Origin of the sequence: Burkholderia sp. THE68 (assembly GCF_009938265.1) — a bacterium.
Classification (GTDB): domain Bacteria; phylum Pseudomonadota; class Gammaproteobacteria; order Burkholderiales; family Burkholderiaceae; genus Caballeronia.
In genome coordinates this window covers 298,047-317,734 of the sequence record NZ_AP022315.1, presented here as the reverse complement: position 1 = coordinate 317,734, position 19,688 = coordinate 298,047, and the positions used below count along the sequence as shown (strand labels likewise).

13 protein-coding genes are annotated in these 19,688 nt (G+C 63.9%); 3 read left to right on the top strand and 10 right to left on the bottom strand.

Annotation, left to right across the window (positions count from 1 at the left end; genetic code table 11):
* Window positions 1–31: 31 nt before the first annotated feature.
* From BTHE68_RS01535 to BTHE68_RS01525, 3 genes are all read right to left on the bottom strand, one after another.
* Window positions 32–925, bottom strand: a complete 894-nt coding sequence (locus BTHE68_RS01535) for a glutamate/aspartate ABC transporter substrate-binding protein (protein ID WP_061172772.1) — start codon at window positions 923–925, stop codon at window positions 32–34.
* A gap of 264 nt (window positions 926–1,189) precedes the next feature.
* Window positions 1,190–2,503: a Glu/Leu/Phe/Val family dehydrogenase gene (locus BTHE68_RS01530; protein ID WP_162064845.1), complete on the bottom strand. Its 1,314-nt coding sequence runs from the start codon at window positions 2,501–2,503 to the stop codon at window positions 1,190–1,192.
* A 107-nt stretch (window positions 2,504–2,610) separates the two neighbouring features.
* Entirely contained in the window at window positions 2,611–3,582 is a 972-nt protein-coding gene (locus BTHE68_RS01525) for a LysR family transcriptional regulator (protein WP_162064844.1), read from the bottom strand.
* A gap of 288 nt (window positions 3,583–3,870) precedes the next feature.
* Here BTHE68_RS01525 and BTHE68_RS01520 point away from each other — a divergent pair, with 288 nt between their 5' ends.
* Window positions 3,871–5,259: an MFS transporter gene (locus BTHE68_RS01520; RefSeq protein ID WP_162064843.1), complete on the top strand. Its 1,389-nt coding sequence runs from the start codon at window positions 3,871–3,873 to the stop codon at window positions 5,257–5,259.
* Between the two features lie 35 nt (window positions 5,260–5,294).
* On the opposite strand, the gene BTHE68_RS01515 is transcribed toward BTHE68_RS01520, so the two are convergent.
* A complete protein-coding gene (locus BTHE68_RS01515; protein ID WP_162064842.1) occupies window positions 5,295–7,178 on the bottom strand; it encodes an ABCB family ABC transporter ATP-binding protein/permease in 1,884 nt (627 codons plus the stop codon).
* A gap of 254 nt (window positions 7,179–7,432) precedes the next feature.
* On the opposite strand from BTHE68_RS01515, the gene BTHE68_RS01510 reads away from it, so the two are divergent.
* Window positions 7,433–7,828 carry an acyl-CoA thioesterase gene (locus tag BTHE68_RS01510; RefSeq protein ID WP_061172768.1) on the top strand — a complete coding sequence of 132 codons (396 nt, stop codon included), beginning with the start codon at window positions 7,433–7,435 and terminating at the stop codon, window positions 7,826–7,828.
* A 10-nt stretch (window positions 7,829–7,838) separates the two neighbouring features.
* Here BTHE68_RS01510 and BTHE68_RS01505 read toward each other — a convergent pair whose 3' ends face one another.
* Both BTHE68_RS01505 and BTHE68_RS01500 read right to left on the bottom strand, forming a co-directional pair.
* A complete protein-coding gene (locus BTHE68_RS01505) occupies window positions 7,839–10,961 on the bottom strand; it encodes a sensor domain-containing protein (protein WP_162064841.1) in 3,123 nt (1,040 codons plus the stop codon).
* 209 nt (window positions 10,962–11,170) lie between these two features.
* On the bottom strand, window positions 11,171–11,650 hold the full coding sequence (locus BTHE68_RS01500; RefSeq protein ID WP_162064840.1) for a nitrate reductase associated protein: 480 nt from the start codon (window positions 11,648–11,650) through the stop codon (window positions 11,171–11,173).
* A gap of 190 nt (window positions 11,651–11,840) precedes the next feature.
* Between BTHE68_RS01500 and fdhD the strand changes: the two genes are divergently transcribed.
* The gene (gene fdhD, locus BTHE68_RS01495; RefSeq protein WP_162064839.1) at window positions 11,841–12,668 is read left to right on the top strand and encodes a formate dehydrogenase accessory sulfurtransferase FdhD; all 828 of its coding nucleotides are present in this window, start codon (window positions 11,841–11,843) and stop codon (window positions 12,666–12,668) included.
* A gap of 6 nt (window positions 12,669–12,674) precedes the next feature.
* Here the strand turns inward: fdhD and BTHE68_RS01490 are convergent, their stop codons facing one another.
* The 4 genes from BTHE68_RS01490 to BTHE68_RS01475 form a co-directional block, all read right to left on the bottom strand.
* On the bottom strand, window positions 12,675–13,439 hold the full coding sequence (locus BTHE68_RS01490; protein ID WP_162064838.1) for an enoyl-CoA hydratase: 765 nt from the start codon (window positions 13,437–13,439) through the stop codon (window positions 12,675–12,677).
* Between the two features lie 55 nt (window positions 13,440–13,494).
* Window positions 13,495–14,691: an acetyl-CoA C-acyltransferase gene (locus tag BTHE68_RS01485; RefSeq protein WP_162064837.1), complete on the bottom strand. Its 1,197-nt coding sequence runs from the start codon at window positions 14,689–14,691 to the stop codon at window positions 13,495–13,497.
* A 14-nt stretch (window positions 14,692–14,705) separates the two neighbouring features.
* A complete protein-coding gene (locus BTHE68_RS01480; RefSeq protein ID WP_162064836.1) occupies window positions 14,706–17,135 on the bottom strand; it encodes a 3-hydroxyacyl-CoA dehydrogenase/enoyl-CoA hydratase family protein in 2,430 nt (809 codons plus the stop codon).
* A 721-nt stretch (window positions 17,136–17,856) separates the two neighbouring features.
* On the bottom strand, window positions 17,857–19,644 hold the full coding sequence (locus tag BTHE68_RS01475; protein ID WP_162064835.1) for an acyl-CoA dehydrogenase C-terminal domain-containing protein: 1,788 nt from the start codon (window positions 19,642–19,644) through the stop codon (window positions 17,857–17,859).
* Window positions 19,645–19,688 lie beyond the last annotated feature (44 nt).

Below are 19,688 nucleotides of genomic sequence, written 5' to 3'. Positions count from 1 at the left end.
TTCCGTTTCGTTCGTTCGAGACTCGAACCGGTTAGTCGATTGCCTTGTCATTCGGGCTCTTGTAGAGAGCCTTGATGTCGTCACTTTCCGGGAAGTTGAGGTTGAGGCCCTTCGGCGGGATCGGGCTTTCGAACCACTTCTTGTAGATCTTGTCGGCTTCGCCCGACGTTTCGACCTTGGCGATTGCGTCGTCGACGACCTTCTTGAACTCGGGATCGTTCTTGCGGATCATGCAGCCGTACGCTTCATGCGATTGCGGCGCGCCGACGATCACGAAATCGTTCGGGTTGTTCGACTTGGCGCGCTCGCCGGCGAGCAGCGCATCGTCCATCATGAACGCAACGGCGCGGCCGGTCGACAGCGTCAGGAACGACTCGCCGTGGTCCTTCGCGCTGATGATGTTCATGCCCATGTTCTTGTCCTGATTCATCTTGCGAAGCAGGCGCTCGGACGTGGTGCCGGCAGTCGTCACGACGGTCTTGCCCTTCAGGTCGGCCCAGTCCTTCACGCCCGAATCCTTCTTGGTCATGAGGCGCGTGCCGATCACGAAGATCGTGTTCGAGAAGGAAACCTGCTGCTGGCGCTCGGCGTTGTTCGTGGTCGAGCCGCACTCGATATCCACCGTGCCGTTCTGCACGAGCGGAATGCGGTTCTGCGAGGTGATCGGCGTGAGCTTGACCTTCAGATCCTGCATGCCGAGCTTCTGCTTGACGGCCTCGACGACCTTCAGCGAGAACTCGTGCGAGTAGCCGACGACATTCTGCTTGTCGTCATAATAGGAAAACGGAATGGACGATTCGCGATGCCCCAGCGAGATCACACCCGTGTCCTTGATTTTCTTCAGCGTGCCGGCGTCCTGAGCGTAAGCGCCCGTGGCGAGAAACCCGAGCGCGGCGACGAGCAGCGCAGCCTTTTTAACCTTCATGTGTTCGATCTCCTGTGGCGAAAAACGGGGCAAGTTTAGCAGGGTAATTATTCTGAAAGAATGATTGTTAACCCACTCCGTCTTATTTGCGAGACGGTCCGGCGCAGCGCCGTAAGACCGCGCATCTTAATGTATTTTTCATGCAAATGCGGGCGGCATTTCCAAGGAAATGCCGCCCGCATTTTTTAAAGGGCGCGAACGTGGCCCGCCTCTCGCGGACCACTTGCCCGAAGCTCGTTCCGACGAACGCGCCGTCGCATCGGATCAGGGATACAGACCGCGCATTTCGCGCGCCTGCAGGATCCGCGTACACGCAACGATGAACGCCGCCGTACGCACCGACACCTTGTGCTCGCTCGCGACTTGCCACACGCCGGCGAAGGCTTCGCGCATCACGCGCTCGAGACGCTGATTGATCTCGTCCTCGGTCCAGAAGAAGCTGGAGAAGTCCTGCACCCATTCGAAGTACGACACGGTCACGCCGCCCGCGTTGGCGATCACGTCCGGAATGACGAGGATGCCCTTGTCGTTCAGGATGTCGTCGGCTGCCGTCGTGGTCGGGCCGTTCGCGCCTTCGACGACGATCTTCGTGCGAATCTTCGGCGCGTTCTTCTCGGTGATCTGGTTTTCGAGCGCGGCCGGAATCAGGATCTCGCTTTCGATCATCCAGAACTCTTCCGCCTGCACGGGGTCAGCGCCCGTGAAGCCGCCGACGCCGCCGTTCTTCGCGACGTGATCGAGCAACGCGACGGTGTCGATGCCTTTCGAATTGTGAATCGTGCCCGTGTGATCCTGCACGGCGATCACGCGCGCGCCCGCTTCCTGAAACAGCTTGGCCGCGATGCCGCCGACGTTGCCGAAGCCCTGCACCGCGATGCGCGCGCCTTCGATGTCCATACCGATACGCCGCGCCGCTTCCGTGCCCGCGACGAACACGCCGCGGCCGGTCGCTTCCTTGCGGCCGAGCGAACCGCCGAGCGAAATCGGCTTGCCGGTCACGACGCCGGTAGCCGTCTGCCCCTGGTTCATGGAGTAGGTGTCCATCATCCACGCCATGATCTGCTCGTTGGTATTGACGTCCGGCGCGGGAATATCCGTGTTCGGCCCGATGATGATGCCGATCTCGCTGGTATACCGGCGCGTCACGCGCTCGAGTTCGCCGCGCGACAGCGTGCGCGGATCGACGCGGATGCCGCCCTTCGCGCCGCCGTACGGCACGTTCACCGCCGCGTTCTTCACCGACATCCACGCGGACAGCGCCATCACTTCGGAGAGCGTCACATCCTGGTGGTAACGCACGCCGCCCTTGCCGGGACCGCGCGACGTGTTGTGCTGCACGCGATAGCCTTCGAAGTGCGCGACGGTGCCGTTATCGAGTTCGATCGGGCAGTCGACGATGAGAATGCGCTTGGGGCGCTTGAGGGTTTCGAGCCAGCGGGAGAGAGAACCGAGATACGGCGCGACGCGATCGACCTGCTGCAGATAGTTACCCCAAGGTCCGAGATCGTCGGCGTGGAGATACGACGGGATGGCGTGTTTTGCGTCCGGCGCTTGCACAGGTTGCTTCGAGGCAGACATTGAGGCTCCAGCGGTGAAGGAATGCGCCCATTGTCGAAAAACGCCGTTTCCAAATCCAATGCCGTTTCCTTATCCCGTCATGCAAATCCTGCATAACGTCGCGAGCCTTACGCGGCGGGCCTCTCCGACTGCGCCTTCAGCAATTCCTCACCAACCGCATCCCAGAGCGCGCGCATCAATGCCTGACGCGGCTCTTCGCCAAGCGCTGCGAGCTTGTCGCGATACAGACGGATTTCCATCGTCAGCGTGAACTGGCCGGCGGGCGTGCCGCGTGTGCCGCGATCGAGGCGGATGAGCCGCCCTTCCTCTACCGCATCCTCGACCGCGCTGTGCGGCAGGAACGCGACGCCGTGGCCGGCGAGCGCCATCGCTTTCAGGCCTTCGGCCATGTCGGTTTCATAGACCTTGTCGAGATAGAGCCGCGCGGGCGCCGTCGCGATGATGACTTCCGTCATGCGCCCGAGATACGCGTTCGGCGTGTACGACAGATACGGCACCGGCGATTCGGCGCTCGCCGGCAGCGTGAAGCGCGCGCGCCCGCCCTTGGTGACGGCGGAGAACGGGCTGAGCGGTTCGGCGCCGAGCGTGAGCATGTCGTAGCGCGCGGGATCGAGCGCGACCGGATGACTCGGATGGTGATAGCCCATCACGAGATCGCAGCCGCCTTCGACGAGCGACAGCACCGCATCGTGCACGTTCAGCGCGCGCAGCCGCGTGCGGATGCGCCCGAGCCGCGCCTCGATGTGTTCGAGCCAGCGCGGAAAGTAGGTGAGCGAAAGCGTATGGGGCACCGCGAATTCGATGGTCGCCGACGGCACGCCGCCCTGCCCGCGCAGCAGCGTGCGCGCTTCGTGGAACTGCGAGAGCATCGCGAGCGCCTGCTCGTAGAAGACATTGCCGGCTTGCGTGAGCCGCGTCGGATACACCGAGCGGTCGATGAGCTCCGTGCCGAGCCACGCCTCGAGCGCCTGAATGCGTCGCGAGAAGGCGGGCTGCGTGATATGTCTCAGTTCAGCGGAGCGACTGAAGCTGCGCGTCTCCGCGAGCGAGACGAAGTCTTCGAGCCATTTCAGTTCCATGCAATTCGTGCGCGAGCGGCGCTTGTTCGGCAAAAGCGCATTCTAGCGGGCGCGTGAACCGCGCGAAGGCGCGACGCACCATTCGCATGCGGTCGCGCACGGGCGCGGTGCCGTCGCCCGACGCGCGAATGCCGGCCCGCAACGCCGCGCGCATGCGCTTGAACGCCGCGCCCACGCTGGCTCCACGCGATGCATCGATTAAATATGCATTCCATTGGCATGATGCTTGCAGTTTTCCGGCCCGTCGCGTGCTCGTCCGGCAGCACGCGCGTATACGGAAAGCCCGCAATGTCCAATCTGTTCGCATCGCTCAAGAGCGGCAACTGGCGCTCGCTCCTCGCCTGCTTCCTTTATTTCGATACGGGCTTCACCGTCTGGGTGCTGTATGGGCCGCTCGCGCCGTTCATCGGCCGCGACGTGACGATGTCCGCCGCGCAGCAAGGCTTTCTCGTCGCGGTGCCGGTGCTGGCCGCGGCCATCCTGCGCGTGACGCTCGGCAATCTCTATCAGTCGACCGACGGACGGCGCGTCGCGCTGATGGGCGTCGTGCTGTCATCGATTCCGTCGATCGTGCTGCCGCTCATGCCCGGCGTGCCCTCGTATGCGTTGTTGCTCGTGCTGGGCGTGTTTCTCGGCATGGGCGGCGCGAGCTTCGCCGTCGCGCTGCCGATGGCCGGCAGCAACTATCCGCCGAAGGTGCAAGGGCTGGTGCTGGGTCTCGCCGCCGCGGGCAACATCGGCGCGGTGCTCGACGGCTTCCTGTTTCCCCATCTCGCCGATGCCTTCGGCTGGCAGATGTCGACCGCCGCCGCGCTGCCGCTGCTTGCGATCACGGCGGTCGCGCTGTTCGCATGGGCATCGGACGCCGGCGAGAAATCCGGCAGCACGATGCGCGCGCTGTCCAGCTTCGCGGTGACGCTGGTCAGCCTGATCGTGCTGGTGCTCGCGGTGAACGGCGGCGTGTTCGGCGGCGGCAGGGCGGGCGTGCTGCTCCTGCCGGTGATCGGCGCGCTGATCGCCATCGCGGTGTTGCCGCGGCACTATCGGTCGGTGCTCGCCGAGCGCGACACGTGGGTCATCATGCTGATCTACAGCATCACGTTCGGCGGGTTCGTCGGCATGTCGTCGTATGTGACGCTGCTGCTGACGTCGCTTTATCAGATGCCCAAGCTCGAAGCGGGGCTGTTCATGTCGCTGCTCGCGTTTCTCGGCGCGATCGTGCGGCCGTTCGGCGGTTATGTCGCCGATCGCGTGACCGGCGTGCGTGCGTTGCTCGTATTGCTTGCGGCAATCGCCATCGGCGACTTCGCGTTCGCGATCTGGATGCCGCCGGTCACGGGCGGTCTCGCGATTCTCGTCTGCCTGTATGTCGCGTTCGGTCTTGGCAACGGCTCGACCTTCCAGCTCGTGCCGCATCGGTGGAAGGGCAGGACGGGTTTGCTGTCGGGGATCGTGGGCGCGGCGGGCGGCATCGGCGGGTTTTATCTGCCGGTGATCATGGGCATTGCGAAGGAAAGCACGGGCAGCTATCAGATGGGCTTCGCGACCTTCGGCGTGCTCGCGATCTGCGCGTTCGGCGCGTTGTTCCTGCTGCGCGGGCAGTGGCTGCGGTGGTCGTCGACGGCGGCGCAAGGGCGTGAGACTGTCGCCATCGGTGGCGCGCACGCGATGGAGTGACGCCAGGACCGGGCGGCGGCGTTCGCGTCGTCGCCCTATTCGGGAATGGTCGAGGTATCCCGCTGATCCACCGCCGCCTCCTCCGCCCGTTGCTGCTGCAACGCCCACATCTGCGCAAACATCCCACCCGCGCGCAGCAACTCCGCGTGCGTCCCGCGCTCCACGATGCGCCCATGATCCATCACGATGATCTGCTGCGCGTGCACGACCGTCGATAGCCGGTGCGCGATGATGAGCGTCGTCCGCTCGCGCGCGATCGAGTCGAGTTCGTGCTGGATCGCGCGCTCGGACTTCGAATCGAGCGCCGAGGTGGCCTCGTCGAAGATCAGGATCGGCGGGTCCTTGAGCAGCGTGCGCGCGATCGCCACGCGCTGCTTCTCGCCACCCGAAAGCTTCAGGCCACGCTCGCCGACAGGCGTGTCGTAACCCGCCGGCAGCGCCTCGATGAAGTCGTGGATATGCGCCGCGCGCGCCGCCGCGATCACTTCCTCGCGGCTCGCGGAAGGACGCCCATACGCGATGTTGTAGTAGATCGAATCGTTGAAGAGCACCGTGTCCTGCGGCACGATGCCGATCGCCGCGCGCAACGAATCCTGCGTGATGTCGCGAATATCCTGCCCGTCTATCCGGATGCCGCCATCCTGCGCGCGATCGAGATCGTAGAAGCGGAACAGCAGCCGCCCGAGCGTCGACTTGCCCGAGCCGCTGTGGCCGACCACCGCCGTCGTCGTGCCCGCCGGAATCGTGAAATCGACGCCATGCAGAATCGGCCGCGCCTTCTCGTACGCGAAGCTCACGTCATCGAAACGCACTTCGCCGCCGCGCACGGCAAGCGGCTGCGCGTTCGGCGCGTCCGGCACTTCGCGGCCCGCGCCGAGCAGGGTGAACATGCGGTCCATGTCGGTCAGCGCCTGTTTGAGTTCGCGATACACGACGCCCAGAAAATTCAGCGGGATGTAGAGCTGCAACATGAACGTGTTGATGAGCACGAGATCGCCGAGCGTGAGACGCCCCGCCATCACGCCCTGCGTCGCGCGCCACAGAATGAAGACGAGCCCCGTGCCGATGATCATCTGCTGCCCGAAGTTGAGCATCGACAGCGAGCGCTGTGACTTGATCGCCGCCGCGCGATAGCGTTGCAGGTTCTCATCGTAACGGCGGGTTTCCCACTCTTCGTTGCCGAAGTACTTCACGGTTTCGTAGTTGAGCAGCGAATCGATCGCGCGCGAGTTCGCCTTCGAATCGAGATCGTTCATCGTGCGACGGAAATGCGTGCGCCACTCAGTCACCTTCACCGTGAACACGATATACGTGACGAGCGCGATGAGCGTGACGATCGCGTAATACGCTTCGTACTTCGTCACGAAGAACGCGAGCACGAGCCCGACCTCGACGAGCGTCGGCAGAATGCTGTAGAGCGAGTACGAAACGAGTTGCTGGATGCCGCGCGTGCCGCGCTCGATGTCACGCGACATGCCGCCTGTCTGCCGCTCGAGATGAAAGCGCAGCGATAGCGAATGCAGATGGCGGAACACTTGCAGCGCGAGCTGCCGCACGGCGCTTTCCGTGACCTTCGCGAACAGCAGTTCGCGCAACTCGGTAAAGAGCGAAGTGGAAAGCCGCGCGCCCGCATACGCGATCACGAGCAGCCCGATGCCGCCGATCAGCACGATGCCCGGCGAATCGCTCGCGCGTCCGAGCGCGGTGAGATGCTGCACGGAAGCGAGGCTATCGACGATGCGCTTCATCACGATCGGCACGCCGAGGTTCGCGACCTTCGCGCCGATCAGACATGCGAGCGCGAACGCGACGCGCCATTTGTACGTGGTGAGATAAGGCAGCAGCGAGCGGATCGTCTGCCAGTCGTTGCGCGGGCCCTGAGCCATGGGGCCCGGCTCTGCGTTCGGGAAGCGGCGCATGAGTTCGTATCGTTCAGGCGCGCCGCGCGAACGGAACCGGACGCGGCGTGGCCTTCAGGGGGACGTTTTTATCGTCGAAGCGGGAGCACGTCGCTGGCATGCTTTCCCGTACAATTTACTGCAAGCCCCCGGCGCCATCGAGGTCATTGCCTCGCGCCACGGGGTCATCCATAAATAGGCATTGTCGCAGAAGGTTCAAGTGGCCGCTCGTGGCCGCCGGCCTTCCCGGCGCCTTGCAAACCGGAACCTCTCCCATGGCCGACCAATCGAGTCTTCCCGAAAAACACGTCGCGCTGCGCGTCGTGCCGCAGCCCGCCGACGCCAATGTCCACGGCGACGTCTTCGGCGGATGGATCATGGCGCAGGTGGACATCGCCGGCTCCATTCCGGCGAGCCGGCGCGCGAACGGCCGCGTCGCGACCGTCGCGGTGAATTCGTTCCTGTTCAAGCATCCGGTGTTCGTCGGCGACCTGCTGAGCTTCTACGCCGATATCGTCAAGACGGGCAACACGTCCGTCACCGTGTCGGTCGAGGTGTGGGCGCAGCGCCTGAGCCTCGCCGAAGAAGTCGTCAAGGTGACGGAAGCGACGCTCACCTACGTCGCGACCGACCGCGATCGCCGTCCGCGCGTGCTGCCGTCGCTCGATTGAAGACGCGCAATCAGTGGGGCAACACGCCCTGCTGCAAGAGGCCCGGTATCGCTTCGTGCGGCATCGGGCGCGAGAACAGATAGCCCTGCATTTCGTCGCAATCGCGCTCGCGCAGGAAATCGTGCTGCGCGTGCGTTTCGACGCCCTCCGCGATCACCTGCAATTCCAGCGAATGCGCGAGCGCGATGATCGCCGCCGTGATGGTTTCGTCGTCGCCCGACGAGCCGATATCCGCGACGAACGAGCGATCGATCTTCAGCCGGTGCACCGGGAAGCGCTTGAGATACGACAGGCTCGAATAACCGGTGCCGAAGTCGTCGATCGCAATGCCGATGCCCAGCGCCGATAGCTCCGAAAGCATCGTGATGGCTTCCTCGGCATTGCGCATGATCGCGCTTTCGGTGAGTTCGAGTTCGAGATAGCGCGGTTCCAGCCCGGTCTCTTCGAGCACCGACGTCACGAGCCGCGCGATGTCGCGCTGCTGGAAATGCCGCGCCGACAGATTCACCGACACGCGCGCCGGCGGCAGCCCGGCATCCTGCCACGCCTTGTTCTGGCGGCACGCCTCGCGCAGCACCCATTCCGACAGCGGCCCGATCAGGCCGCTCTCCTCCGCCACCGGAATGAACGACGCTGGCGACACCAGTCCCTGCTCCGGATCGCTCCAGCGCACGAGCGCCTCGATGCCGACGATCGCGCGCGTCGTCATATCCACCTGCGGCTGATAGTGCAGCAGGAATTCGCCATCGCGCAGCGCACGCCGCAAACGGCGTTCGAGATTCATGCGCGCGCCGACGCTCGCGTTCATCTCCGACTGATAGAACTGATACGTGTTGCGGCCCATGTCCTTCGCGCGGTACATCGCGAGATCGGCCTTCTTCATCACGGTTTCGGCGTCGTCGCCGTCCTGCGGGAAGAGACTCGCGCCCATGCTGCAGCCGACGTACAACTCCGTATCGTCGAGCCACACCGGCTCCGAGATCGCCGCGCGCGTGCGCTCCATCCATGCGATGAGACCGGCTTCGTCGGTGAGATCGGGCAGCACGACCACGAACTCGTCGCCGCCGTGACGCGCCACCGTATCGCTCGAACGCGCCGAGCGCGCGAGCCGCTCCGCGATCACCGCGAGCAGCCGGTCGCCGACGCTGTGTCCGAGGCTGTCGTTGACGTTCTTGAAACCATCGAGATCCATGAACACGACGGCGATCTTCGTCTCGCGCCGCCGCGCCGTCTCGATCGCGTGCTGCAAGCGGTCGCGCAGCAGATTGCGGTTCGGCAGGCGCGTGAGCGTGTCGTAATTCGCCTGATATTCGAGCTCTTCCTGGTAGCGCATCAGGTCGGTCACGTCGTTGATGATGCCGATATGATGCGTCGTCATGCCCTGCGCATTCGGCACCGGCGCGACGAACAGCTGGTTCCAGAAGAGCGCGCCGTCCTTGCGATAGTTGCGCACCACGACGCTCGCCTCCAGATTCGCGGCGAGCGCGCGGCGAATCGCGATGAGCCCGTCCTGATCGCCGTCGGGGCCGTGCAGGAAGCGGCAGTCCTGCCCGATCACCTCGCTCGGGTCGTAGCCCGTGATGCGCTTGAACGCCGGATTCGCGTACTCGATCACGTTCGCGCCATCGACCACGCCCGTGATCAGGATCGCGTTCACGCTCGCGTCGAGTGCGCGGCTTTGCAGACGCAGCGCGAGTTCGGCGCGCTTGCGGTCGGTGACGTCGTGATACGAACCGAGCACGCCGATCGTCTGCCCTTCGCCGTCGAGCAAGGGCAGCTTGCTCGTGACCACGGTGCGCAGCTGCTCGCCCATCACGATGTCGCGCTCGAAATGCATCTTCGGCACCGTCGTGACGATGACCTCTTCGTCGTCCGCGCGCACGACTTCCGCAAGCGCGCTCCACGGCAACTCGAAATCCGTCTTGCCGATGACCTGCTCGTTGTAGGCCAGGCCCGCGTCGCGCGCGAACGCGTTGTTGCAGCCGAGATAACGCAAGTCGCGGTCCTTCCAGAACACGCGTTGCGGAATGTTGTCGATGACCGCTTCGAGCATTTCGTTCGACCGGCGCGCCTCGGCTTCGGCGTTGATGCGATCGGTCACGTCGTTGGCCAGCATGAAGATGCCCGGTCGGTTCGAATAGGTGAGCGCGTGATGCGACACATCCGCGCTGACGATCGATCCGTCCTTGCCGCGATAGCGCCACACGCCCACCGCGCCCTGCCCCGAAGCCGCACGCTCGCCCGTCTCGCCGCCGCTGCGCGCGAGCCGCGCGACGAAGCTGTCGAAGTCGTCCGCGTGATGCAGGTCGCGCAGTGTCATGTTCATGAATTCCGGCTCATTGAAGCCGAAGTGCTCGATCGCGGCATGATTCACGGCGATGAAGCGCATCGTCTCGCGATCGACGATCCACATCGGCACCGGATGCGCCTCGAACATGCCGCGAAAGCGTTCGTTGCTGCGCTGCCTCGCGCGCACGACGCCGAGCTTCTCGCGCGATTGCCGCTCGTGGCTCGCGAACAGCCAGATCAGCACGGCGCTGCCGGCGAGCATCGTGAAGACGAGCAGCAGCATCGCGCCGCTCGAGGTCTGCGCGGACTGATCGAGCGCGTCGATCGTCGCGGTATCGATGCGCGAGCGCACGGCGGCGAGTTCTTCATCGACCGCCTGCTGGTCTTCGCCGAGCGTGACGAAGGCGGCGTCGGCCCACGCGCGGGATTCTGCGGGACCGGCGGGATCGGCGTGCTTCGCGCGCTCGAATGCGAGATTGGCGTCGTGGCGCATCTCGGCGGCGCGCGCGGCGAGCGCTTCGAAAGCGCCTGTCATGCCGGGCTCCATCACGATCTGCGCGCGCAGGCCGCTTTCGAGCGCATCGAGATGCACCTCGCGTTCCTGATGACGCGCCTCGGTTTCGGCGATGCCGGTGGCTTCGAAACGGCTCAGTTGCGTGAGCGACTCGCCGAGCGTGCCGCGATACGCCGCGAGATCGCGCAGCAGGCTCATCGAGCGCAGCGTGCGCGCATCGCTGTCGCGCCGTCCGCCGAACTGCTCGCAGGCGACGAAGGCGTTCGCGCCAAGCGCAGCCAGTACCACGGTGATGCTGACGAGCAAGCCTCTGGAGAGGAATCGAGTCATGAGCGGCGGGCAGAATCCTTTGGTGCGCGTCGGATGCACACCGGGCCGATGCGCGTCCACGCGAATGCGCGACGTGAACTACGTCCACGTCGCGATTGATGGATAACGCCCAATAACGGCACCGCTCGCCCTGGCTTTAGGGCTTGCCTGCAAATAATCTGACTAAAGCGCGCGCTTAACGTTTGCGACCCGGTCTGCGCACCCGGCGCTCACTCGACGAGACCGAATTCTTTCATCGCGGGCAGGAAATCGTGGTTGACCTTGTCCGTGTTGCGCGAAAGCTTGGCGAGCGCGTACCGCTGGAAGCGGTCGAGCGCGCCCCAGCGATCGAGGCTCGGCGCGCTCACACCCGAGAGGCTGCTTTGCCGGATGACGGTTTCGGGCACCGCGTCCGCGTGCATCCAGACGGGATCGCGCTCGCGCTCGATCTGCTCGGGCGCGGCATTCACATGAGTCTTCATCATCTCTTCGAGCGCGAGGTCGAAGTTCTTCTCGAGCTCGGCATCGTCCTCGACGGGGAAACGCGCGAGCAACGCGCGATCGTCGTATGGAAGCTGCTGCCATTGATCGAGCGTGATGCGTTTGCCGAAGCGATCCAGGTTGAAGCGCACGGCAAGCGGAATGAACCGAAGATTGTCAGAGGATTCGACTTCGAATCCGAACAGACGCGCGGCGTCGTAAAGTCCCATAGCGAAGCCTCGTTGGATTGAGCGGGGGTGCGCGACGCGCATCGCCTGCTTAAGTTATTGTAGGGCCTTGAATCTGGCTGGAACCATTGCAATCTAGCCGCTGTTCGCCTCGCGATACGTACGAACAGCAACGATAGCCAGCAAATCACATACCCGACTTTACTCGAAGTGAGCGGTCAGGAGCACTGAAGTGGATCAACTCGAAACCGACGATCAGCCAGGCTATGTCGAGCGGCAGGTGCGCAGGCATCGGAACAGCGACAGCGCGGTCACCGCGGACAACATCGGCCAGGAATGGCCCGTCGCGCTGGTTTTCAACGGCATCTCGCACGCGGTGATGATGTGCACGCCGCGCGATCTCGAAGCGTTCGCGGTGGGCTTTTCGCTGAGCGAAGGCATCGTCGAGCGCGGCAGCGATATCCACGATATCGAAGTCTACTTTCGCGATGACGGCGTCGCGCTGCCGCATGCCGAAGTGCATCTGCAAGTCGTGCAGCAGGCGTTCGCGTCGCTGAAGGACAAGCGCCGCGCGCTCGCCGGGCGCACCGGCTGCGGCGTGTGCGGCATCGAGAGCATCGAGTTGCTCGATCTTCAGGCCGAGCGCGTGCCGGATACCGGTTTCCTCGCGCGCCTTGCGCCCGACGCGATCGAGCGCGCCGCGCGCGAACTGCCGGCGCATCAGCATCTGACGAAGCTGACGGGCGGCCTGCACGCCGCCGCCTGGTGCGATGAAACCGGTGCGGTGCGCTGCGCGTTCGAGGACGTCGGGCGGCATAACGCGCTCGACAAGCTCATCGGCCATCTGGTTTTGCGCCGCGAGGACACGACGCAAGGCTTCGTGTTTCTGTCGAGCCGCGCGAGCTATGAACTCGTGCGCAAGTCGGCGCGCGTGGGCGTGCCGATGGTCGCGACCATTTCCGCGCCGACCTCGCTCGCCATCGCGATCGCGAAGCAGGCGGGCCTGCGGCTCGTCAGCTTCGCGCGCGAGAACGGCTTCGTCGAATACGACGTCGACTGACGCCGCTTATTCGAACTGACCGAAGTTCGGCTTGCGCTTTTCGAAGAACGCCTGAAACGCTTCGCGCGCTTCGGGCGCGATCAGCATCCGCGCGAAATGCGCGGCTTCGTCTTCCATGCGCGCGGCCACTTCATGCGTCTGCGCGCCTTTCATCAGCGCCTTGGTCACGCGCAAGGACGACGCCGGCAGCATCGCCAGCCGCTTTGCCTTGTCGAACGCGTAGGCATCTAGTTCGCTCGCCTCGATCGCGCCATTCACGAAGCCCATGCCGATCGCTTCGTTCACATCGAACGCTTCGCCGAGCAGAAGCTTTTCCGCCGCACGCTGATAACCCGCCGTGCGCGGCAGCAACAGACTCGACGCCGCTTCCGGACACAGGCCCAATTGCGCGAACGGCAACGAGAACTTCGCGTTCGGACTCGCGTAGACCATGTCGCAGTGCAGGAGCATGGTCGTGCCGATGCCCACCGCCGCGCCCGCCACCGCCGCCACGATCGGCTTCGGAAACGCGCTGATGCGCCGCAGGAACTGGAACACGGGCGCGTCGAGTCCCTTGGGCGGATCGTTCAGGAAGTCGTCGAGATCGTTGCCCGCGCTGAACGTGCTGCCGTTAGCGCGAATCAACACTGCCCGCACGGTCGGGTCCATCTCGGCTTCGTAGAGGCCGTCGGCCATTTCCTGATACATCGGCGCGGTGATCGCGTTCTTCTTCTCCGGACGATTGAGCACGATGCTCAGCACGCCGTCCGCGCGTTCGATCTGAATCTCCATCCGCTGTCTCCTTCAAGTCGGTCCGCGAGCGATGACACTCGCGGACCATCAGCCATCAAAGCCGCTCGATGATGCCCGCTGCGCCCATGCCGGTGCCGACGCACATCGTCACCATGCCGTACTTCAGGTTGCGCCGGCGCAGGCCGTGCACGACCGTCGATGCGCGGATCGCGCCGGTCGCGCCGAGCGGATGGCCGAGCGCGATCGCGCCGCCGAGCGGATTGACCTTCGACGCATCGAGACCGAGATCGCCGATCACCGCGAGCGCCTGCGCCGCGAAGGCTTCGTTCAGTTCGAACCAGTCGATGTCGTCCTCCTTCAGCCCCGCCGCCTTCAACGCAGCCGGAATTGCTTCCTTCGGCCCGATGCCCATGATCTCCGGCGGCACGCCGCGCACCGCGAAGCTCACGAAGCGCGCGAGCGGCGTGAGGTTGAATGCTTTAAGGATCTTTTCCGACACGACAATCAGCGCGCCCGCGCCGTCCGACGTCTGCGAGCTGTTGCCCGCCGTGACCGAGCCCTTGTTCGCGAACACGGGACGCAGCTTCGCCAGCCCTTCCAGCGTCGTTTCGCGCGGGCCTTCGTCGAGCGCGATCTCGCGCGCATTCACGCGCACTTCGCCGGATGCGAGATCCGGAAAGCGTTCGTTGAGCGTGTAGGCGGCGATTTCATCGGCGAATTCGCCTGCCTGCTGCGCCGCCAGCGCGCGCCGATGCGACTCCACCGCGAACGCGTCCTGCGCCTCGCGGCTCACCTTCCAGCGTTCCGCGACCCTTTCCGCCGTCAGGCCCATGCCATATGCGATGCCGACGTCTTCATTGCGATCGAAGATATGCGGCGACAGCGACGGCTTGTTGCCCATCATCGGCACCATGCTCATCGATTCGCAACCGCCTGCGATCATCGCATCCGCTTCGCCGACGCGAATGCGGTCCGCCGCCATCGCGAGCGCGGTCAGCCCGGATGCGCAGAAGCGGTTCACCGTCACGCCGCCGACCGTGTTCGGCAGGCCCGACAGCAACGCGCCCATGCGCGCGACGTTCAGCCCTTGCTCGGCTTCGGGAATCGCACAGCCGACGATCGCGTCTTCGATCACGCTGGTATCGAGTCCCGGCACCTGCGCGACGGCCGATCTGATCGCGTGGACGAGCAGTTCGTCCGGGCGCGTGTTCCTGAACATGCCGCGCGGCGCCTTGCCAATCGGCGTGCGGCTCGCGGCGACGATGTATGCGTCTTGAAGTTGTTTGCTCATTGCTTGCTCCGCGATTAGTTACGCACCGGCTTGCCGGTCTGCAACATGCCCATGATCCGCTCCTGCGTCTTTTGCGTGCCCAGCAGTTCGACGAACGCGCGGCGCTCCAGCGCCAGCAGCCATTCCTCGTCGACGAGACTGCCCGCTTCGACATCGCCGCCGCACACCGCTTCCGCGATGCGGCTCGCGATCAGATAATCGTGATCGCTGATGAAGCGCCCGTCGCGCATGTTCACGAGCGACGCCTTGATCGTCGAGATCGCCGAGCGGCCCGCCACCGGCACCTGCTTTACGCGCAACGGCGGCCGATATCCCGACGCGCTCAACGCACGCGCTTCCTTCTTCGCGATATCGAGCAGTTCGTGCACGTTGAAGACGATCGTGTCGGACGGCTTCAGATAGCCCATCGCGCGGGCATCGAATGCGGACGACGAGACCTTTGCCATCGCCGCGTTCTCAAACGGCTTCTGCAGGAACTTGAGCAGGTCGCTCGTTGCATTGACGGCGCTTGCGGCTTCCGCCGCGCGCAACGCGGCCTCTTTCAGACCGCCGCCCGCCGGCACGAGCCCGACGCCCACTTCCACGAGACCGATATAGCTTTCGACATGCGCGACGCGCTTCGCCGATTGCAGCAGCAATTCGCAGCCGCCGCCGAGCGCGATGCCCGATACCGCCGACACCACCGGCACGTTCGCGTACTTCACGCGCAGCATGCCTTGCTGGAACTTCTTCACGAACGGCTCGATACCCTTCGCGCCGCCCATCATGAATGCGGGCATCGCTTCTTCGAGATTCGCGCCCGCCGAGAACGGACCGCCCGGCGCGCCGAGTTGCAGTGACGTGGGCTGCCAGATCACGACGCCACGATATTCCTTCTCGGCCAGCTCGATGGCTTGCGTGAGACCGTCGATCACGCCCGGACCGATGGTGTTCATCTTCGTCTTGAACGAGACGATCACGACATCGCCCTGATCGTCGTCGAGCCACGCGCGCACGTTTTCGGTTTCGAACAGCGTCTTGCCGTAGGTCTTCGGATCGGCGCCCGTTTCACCGACGAGCGGCGCGCGGAACACCTGCTTCTCGTAGACGGGCAGCGTCGAGCGCGGCTCGAAGCGCTTCGACTTCGGCGACCACGAGCCTTCGTTCGTGTGCACGCCGTTCTTCTCGGCGACGGGACCGTCGAGCACCCACGCGGGCAGCGGCGCGTTCGAGAGCGCGCGGCCCGCATCGATGTCTTCCTGCACCCACTTCGCGACCTGTTGCCAGCCCGCCGCCTGCCAGCTTTCGAACGGCCCCTGATTCCAGCCGAAGCCCCAGCGGATCGCGAGATCGACATCGCGCGCGTTGTCGGCGATCGATTCGAGATGCACCGCGATGTAATGGAACACGTCGCGGAAGATCGCCCACAGGAATTGCGCCTGCTTGTTGTCCGTTTCGCGCAGGAGCTTGAAGCGCTCGGCGGGCGGACGCTTCAGAATCCGGCCGATGAGTTCCTCGGCCTTCGCGCCGCCGTCGACGTACTGCGCTGTCTTCGGATCGAGCACCTTGATCGCCTTTCCTTCCTTGCGATAGAAACCCGCGCCGGTTTTCTGGCCGAGCGCGCCCGCCTTTACCAGGGCTTCGAGCACGGGCGGCGTCTTGTAGACGGAGAAGAACGGATCGTCGGGCAGGTTGTCCTGCATCGTCTTGATGACGTGCGCCATCGTATCGAGGCCGACGACATCCGCCGTGCGGAACGTCGCGGACTTCGCGCGGCCGAGTCGCGCGCCGGTGAGATCGTCCACTTCGTCGAAGCGCAGGCCGAACTTCTCTGCTTCGGCGATCACCGCGAGAATCGAAAACACGCCGACGCGGTTCGCGATGAAATTCGGCGTATCCTTCGCGCGCACCACGCCCTTGCCGATCACGCTCGTCAGGAAGGTTTCGAGCTGATCGAGAATCCCGGCCTTCGTGGATGCGGTCGGAATGAGTTCGACCAGATGCATGTAGCGCGGCGGATTGAAGAAGTGCACGCCGCAGAAGCGCGATTTCAGTTCATCGGAGAAGCCGTTCGACAGTTCCGTGATCGAGAGGCCCGATGTGTTGCTCGCGAAGATCGCGTGCGGCGCGAGGTGCGGCGACACCTTCTTGTAGAGATCGTGCTTCCAGTCCATGCGCTCGGCGATGGCTTCGATCACGAGATCGCACTCGGCGAGCTTCGCGATGTCGTCTTCGTAATTCGCCGGTTCGATGTATTGTGCGTCGTCCTTTACGCCGAAAGGCGCGGGCGACAGCTTCTTCAGATTCTCGATGGCCTTCAGCGCGATGCCGTTCTTCGGGCCTTCCTTGGCGGGAAGATCGAAGAGCAGGACGGGCACGCGGGCGTTGATCAGATGCGCGGCGATCTGCGCGCCCATCACGCCTGCGCCGAGCACGGCGACTTTGCTGATGTTGAGGGTGCTCATGGGTTAGCCTCCGGTTTTTGTTTCGTTTTGCTTCGCAGTTGTTCGTTTGCTTCGCGGTTATTCGTTTGCTTGCGCTTTCGCAGAATCCTGAGTTCGTGTCGGTCTATTAGCACTGCCCCTGTGCGGGGCGGCAGTCACTTTCTTTGCTGCTGCAAAGAAAGTAACCAAAGAAAGCAGCTCGAGACGCCCGCGGTCACACGCAATTTGGGTATCCTTCTCCTCACCCGTGGCCTCTGTAGCGAGTGCCCTCATAGGCCACATCCGGCTTGGACCGCGCACGGTCTGCCACATCGCGCCGCGTGCGTGGCTGGTTCAGCACCAAATAGCTCCGGCCCGCTTCGCGGCCGACCGGTCAATCGGGTCTGCTCGTGCTTCTGTGCTAACACCTCCATCTCACTGCATCGGCGCTTCGTCGGTTTTCCCTTGCATTCCCAACGGCAGCGCGTAGCGCTGTGCCGAAGCTCTTTCGTGCTGAACCAGCACGCTATACGTTCTAGCTCGTCAGACCGTGTGCGGTCCAAGCCGGGTGAGTCCTACGAGGGCACTCGCTACAGAGCCCACGAACGACAAGAATAGTGGCCAAGTTGCGTGTGACCGCGGGCGGCTCGAGCTGCTTTCTTTGGTTACTTTCTTTGCAGCAGCAAAGAAAGTGATTGCCGCCCCGCACAGGGGCAACGCTTATAGACCGACACGTTCACGGGATCCGGCGAAAGTAAGAAGCTCAGAACAACGCCTCATCGAAATCCATCATAGGCTTGGCGCCGGCACGCGCGGCACGAATAGTCGAAGCGGTCTCAGGCAAGAGCTTGGCGAAGTAGAACCGCGCAGTGGCCAGCTTGGCCTTATAAAACGCATCACCAGACGCAGCGCGGTCGAGGGCAACGCGCGCCATCCGCGCCCAGAAGTACGAGTACACCAGATGCCCAACCGTACGCAGATACGGCACAGCCGCAGCCCCAACCTCATCGGGATTCTGCATGGCCTTCATGCCAATCTCCATCGTGAGTTTCTGCACCTTCTCGCCGATATCCGCGAGCGGATTGATGAACTCCTGCATCTCCGGCTTCACCCCTTCCTGCTCGACGAAATCAGAAACGAGCTTGCCGAAGCGCTTCAGCTTCGCACCCATGTCGCCGAGAATCTTGCGGCCAAGCAAATCGAGCGCCTGAATGGAATTCGTGCCCTCGTAGATCATGTTGATACGCGCATCGCGGACGTACTGCTCCATGCCCCATTCGGAAATGAAGCCATGACCGCCATAGATCTGCATCGCCATGTTGGTGCCTTCGAACGCGTTGTCCGTCAGAAAGGCCTTGATGACCGGCGTGAGCAGCGCGACAAAATCCGCGGCCTCGCGACGCGCTGATTCGTCTTCATGCGAAAGCTCCTTGTCGATATTGAGCGCCGCCCAGTACGTGAACGCGCGGCCCGCTTCGGCATAAGCCTTCTGCGTGAGCAGCATGCGGCGCACGTCCGGATGCACGATGATCGGATCGGCGGCCTTTTCCGGCGCCTTCGGGCCGGTGAGCGAGCGCATCTGCAGACGCTCCTTCGCATACACGAGCGAGTTCTGATACGCGACTTCGGTGAGTCCAAGCCCCTGCATCCCGACGCCCAGACGCGCCGCGTTCATCATCACGAACATCGCGTTCAAGCCCTTGTTCGCCTCGCCGACAAGCCAGCCCTTCGCGCCGTCGAGATTCATCACGCACGTCGCGTTGCCGTGGATGCCCATCTTGTGCTCGATCGAACCGCACTTGATGTCGTTGCGCGCGCCGATCGCGCCGCTCGCATCGGGCACGTACTTCGGCACGATGAACAGCGAAATGCCCTTCGTGCCCATCGGCGCGCCCGGCAGACGCGCGAGCACCAGATGAACGATGTTCTCGGCCATGTCGTGCTCGCCGCTCGAAATGAAGATCTTCGTGCCAGTGAGTGCGTACGAGCCGTCCGGATTCGGTTCGGCCTTGGTGCGCAGAATGCCGAGGTCCGTTCCGCAATGCGGTTCCGTGAGGCACATCGTGCCGGTCCATTCGCCCGACACGAGTTTCGAAAGATAGGTCGACTTCTGCTCCGGCGTGCCGTGCGCGTGCAGGCATTCGTACGCGCCGTGCGAAAGTCCCGGATACATCGTCCAGGCCTGATTCGCCGAGTTGAGCATTTCGTAGAGCGCGTTGTTCACGAACGCGGGCAAGCCCTGGCCGCCGTACTCGGGGTCGCAGCCGAGCGCGGGCCAGCCGGCGTCGATGTACTGGCGGTAAGCCTCCTTGAAGCCGGCGGGCGCCTTCACGACGCCATCGCCCTCGTACGTGCAGCCTTCGCGGTCGCCGCTCTGGTTGAGCGGGAACACGACCTCGGAGCAGAACTTGCCGGCTTCCTCGAGCACCTGATTGATGGTGTCGGCGTCGAGGTCGGCATGCTTCGGCATGCTCTTCAATTCAGCTTCGACGTTCAGCAGTTCGTGCAGCACGAATTGCATGTCGCGAAGGGGGGCGGCGTACTGTCCCATGAGTCTCTCCAGTTTCTTCAAGCTTCTGGTTGCGCGCCGCCGAA

Coding starts and splice junctions, on each gene's coding strand:
- BTHE68_RS01535 (WP_061172772.1), bottom strand. CDS start 925: ATGAAGGTTAAAAAGGCTGCGCTGCTCGTCGCCGCGCTCGGGTTTCTC.
- BTHE68_RS01530 (WP_162064845.1), bottom strand. CDS start 2,503: ATGTCTGCCTCGAAGCAACCTGTGCAAGCGCCGGACGCAAAACACGCC.
- BTHE68_RS01525 (WP_162064844.1), bottom strand. CDS start 3,582: ATGGAACTGAAATGGCTCGAAGACTTCGTCTCGCTCGCGGAGACGCGC.
- BTHE68_RS01520 (WP_162064843.1), top strand. CDS start 3,871: ATGTCCAATCTGTTCGCATCGCTCAAGAGCGGCAACTGGCGCTCGCTC.
- BTHE68_RS01515 (WP_162064842.1), bottom strand. CDS start 7,178: ATGCGCCGCTTCCCGAACGCAGAGCCGGGCCCCATGGCTCAGGGCCCG.
- BTHE68_RS01510 (WP_061172768.1), top strand. CDS start 7,433: ATGGCCGACCAATCGAGTCTTCCCGAAAAACACGTCGCGCTGCGCGTC.
- BTHE68_RS01505 (WP_162064841.1), bottom strand. CDS start 10,961: ATGACTCGATTCCTCTCCAGAGGCTTGCTCGTCAGCATCACCGTGGTA.
- BTHE68_RS01500 (WP_162064840.1), bottom strand. CDS start 11,650: ATGGGACTTTACGACGCCGCGCGTCTGTTCGGATTCGAAGTCGAATCC.
- BTHE68_RS01490 (WP_162064838.1), bottom strand. CDS start 13,439: ATGGAGATTCAGATCGAACGCGCGGACGGCGTGCTGAGCATCGTGCTC.
- BTHE68_RS01485 (WP_162064837.1), bottom strand. CDS start 14,691: ATGAGCAAACAACTTCAAGACGCATACATCGTCGCCGCGAGCCGCACG.
- BTHE68_RS01480 (WP_162064836.1), bottom strand. CDS start 17,135: ATGAGCACCCTCAACATCAGCAAAGTCGCCGTGCTCGGCGCAGGCGTG.
- BTHE68_RS01475 (WP_162064835.1), bottom strand. CDS start 19,644: ATGGGACAGTACGCCGCCCCCCTTCGCGACATGCAATTCGTGCTGCAC.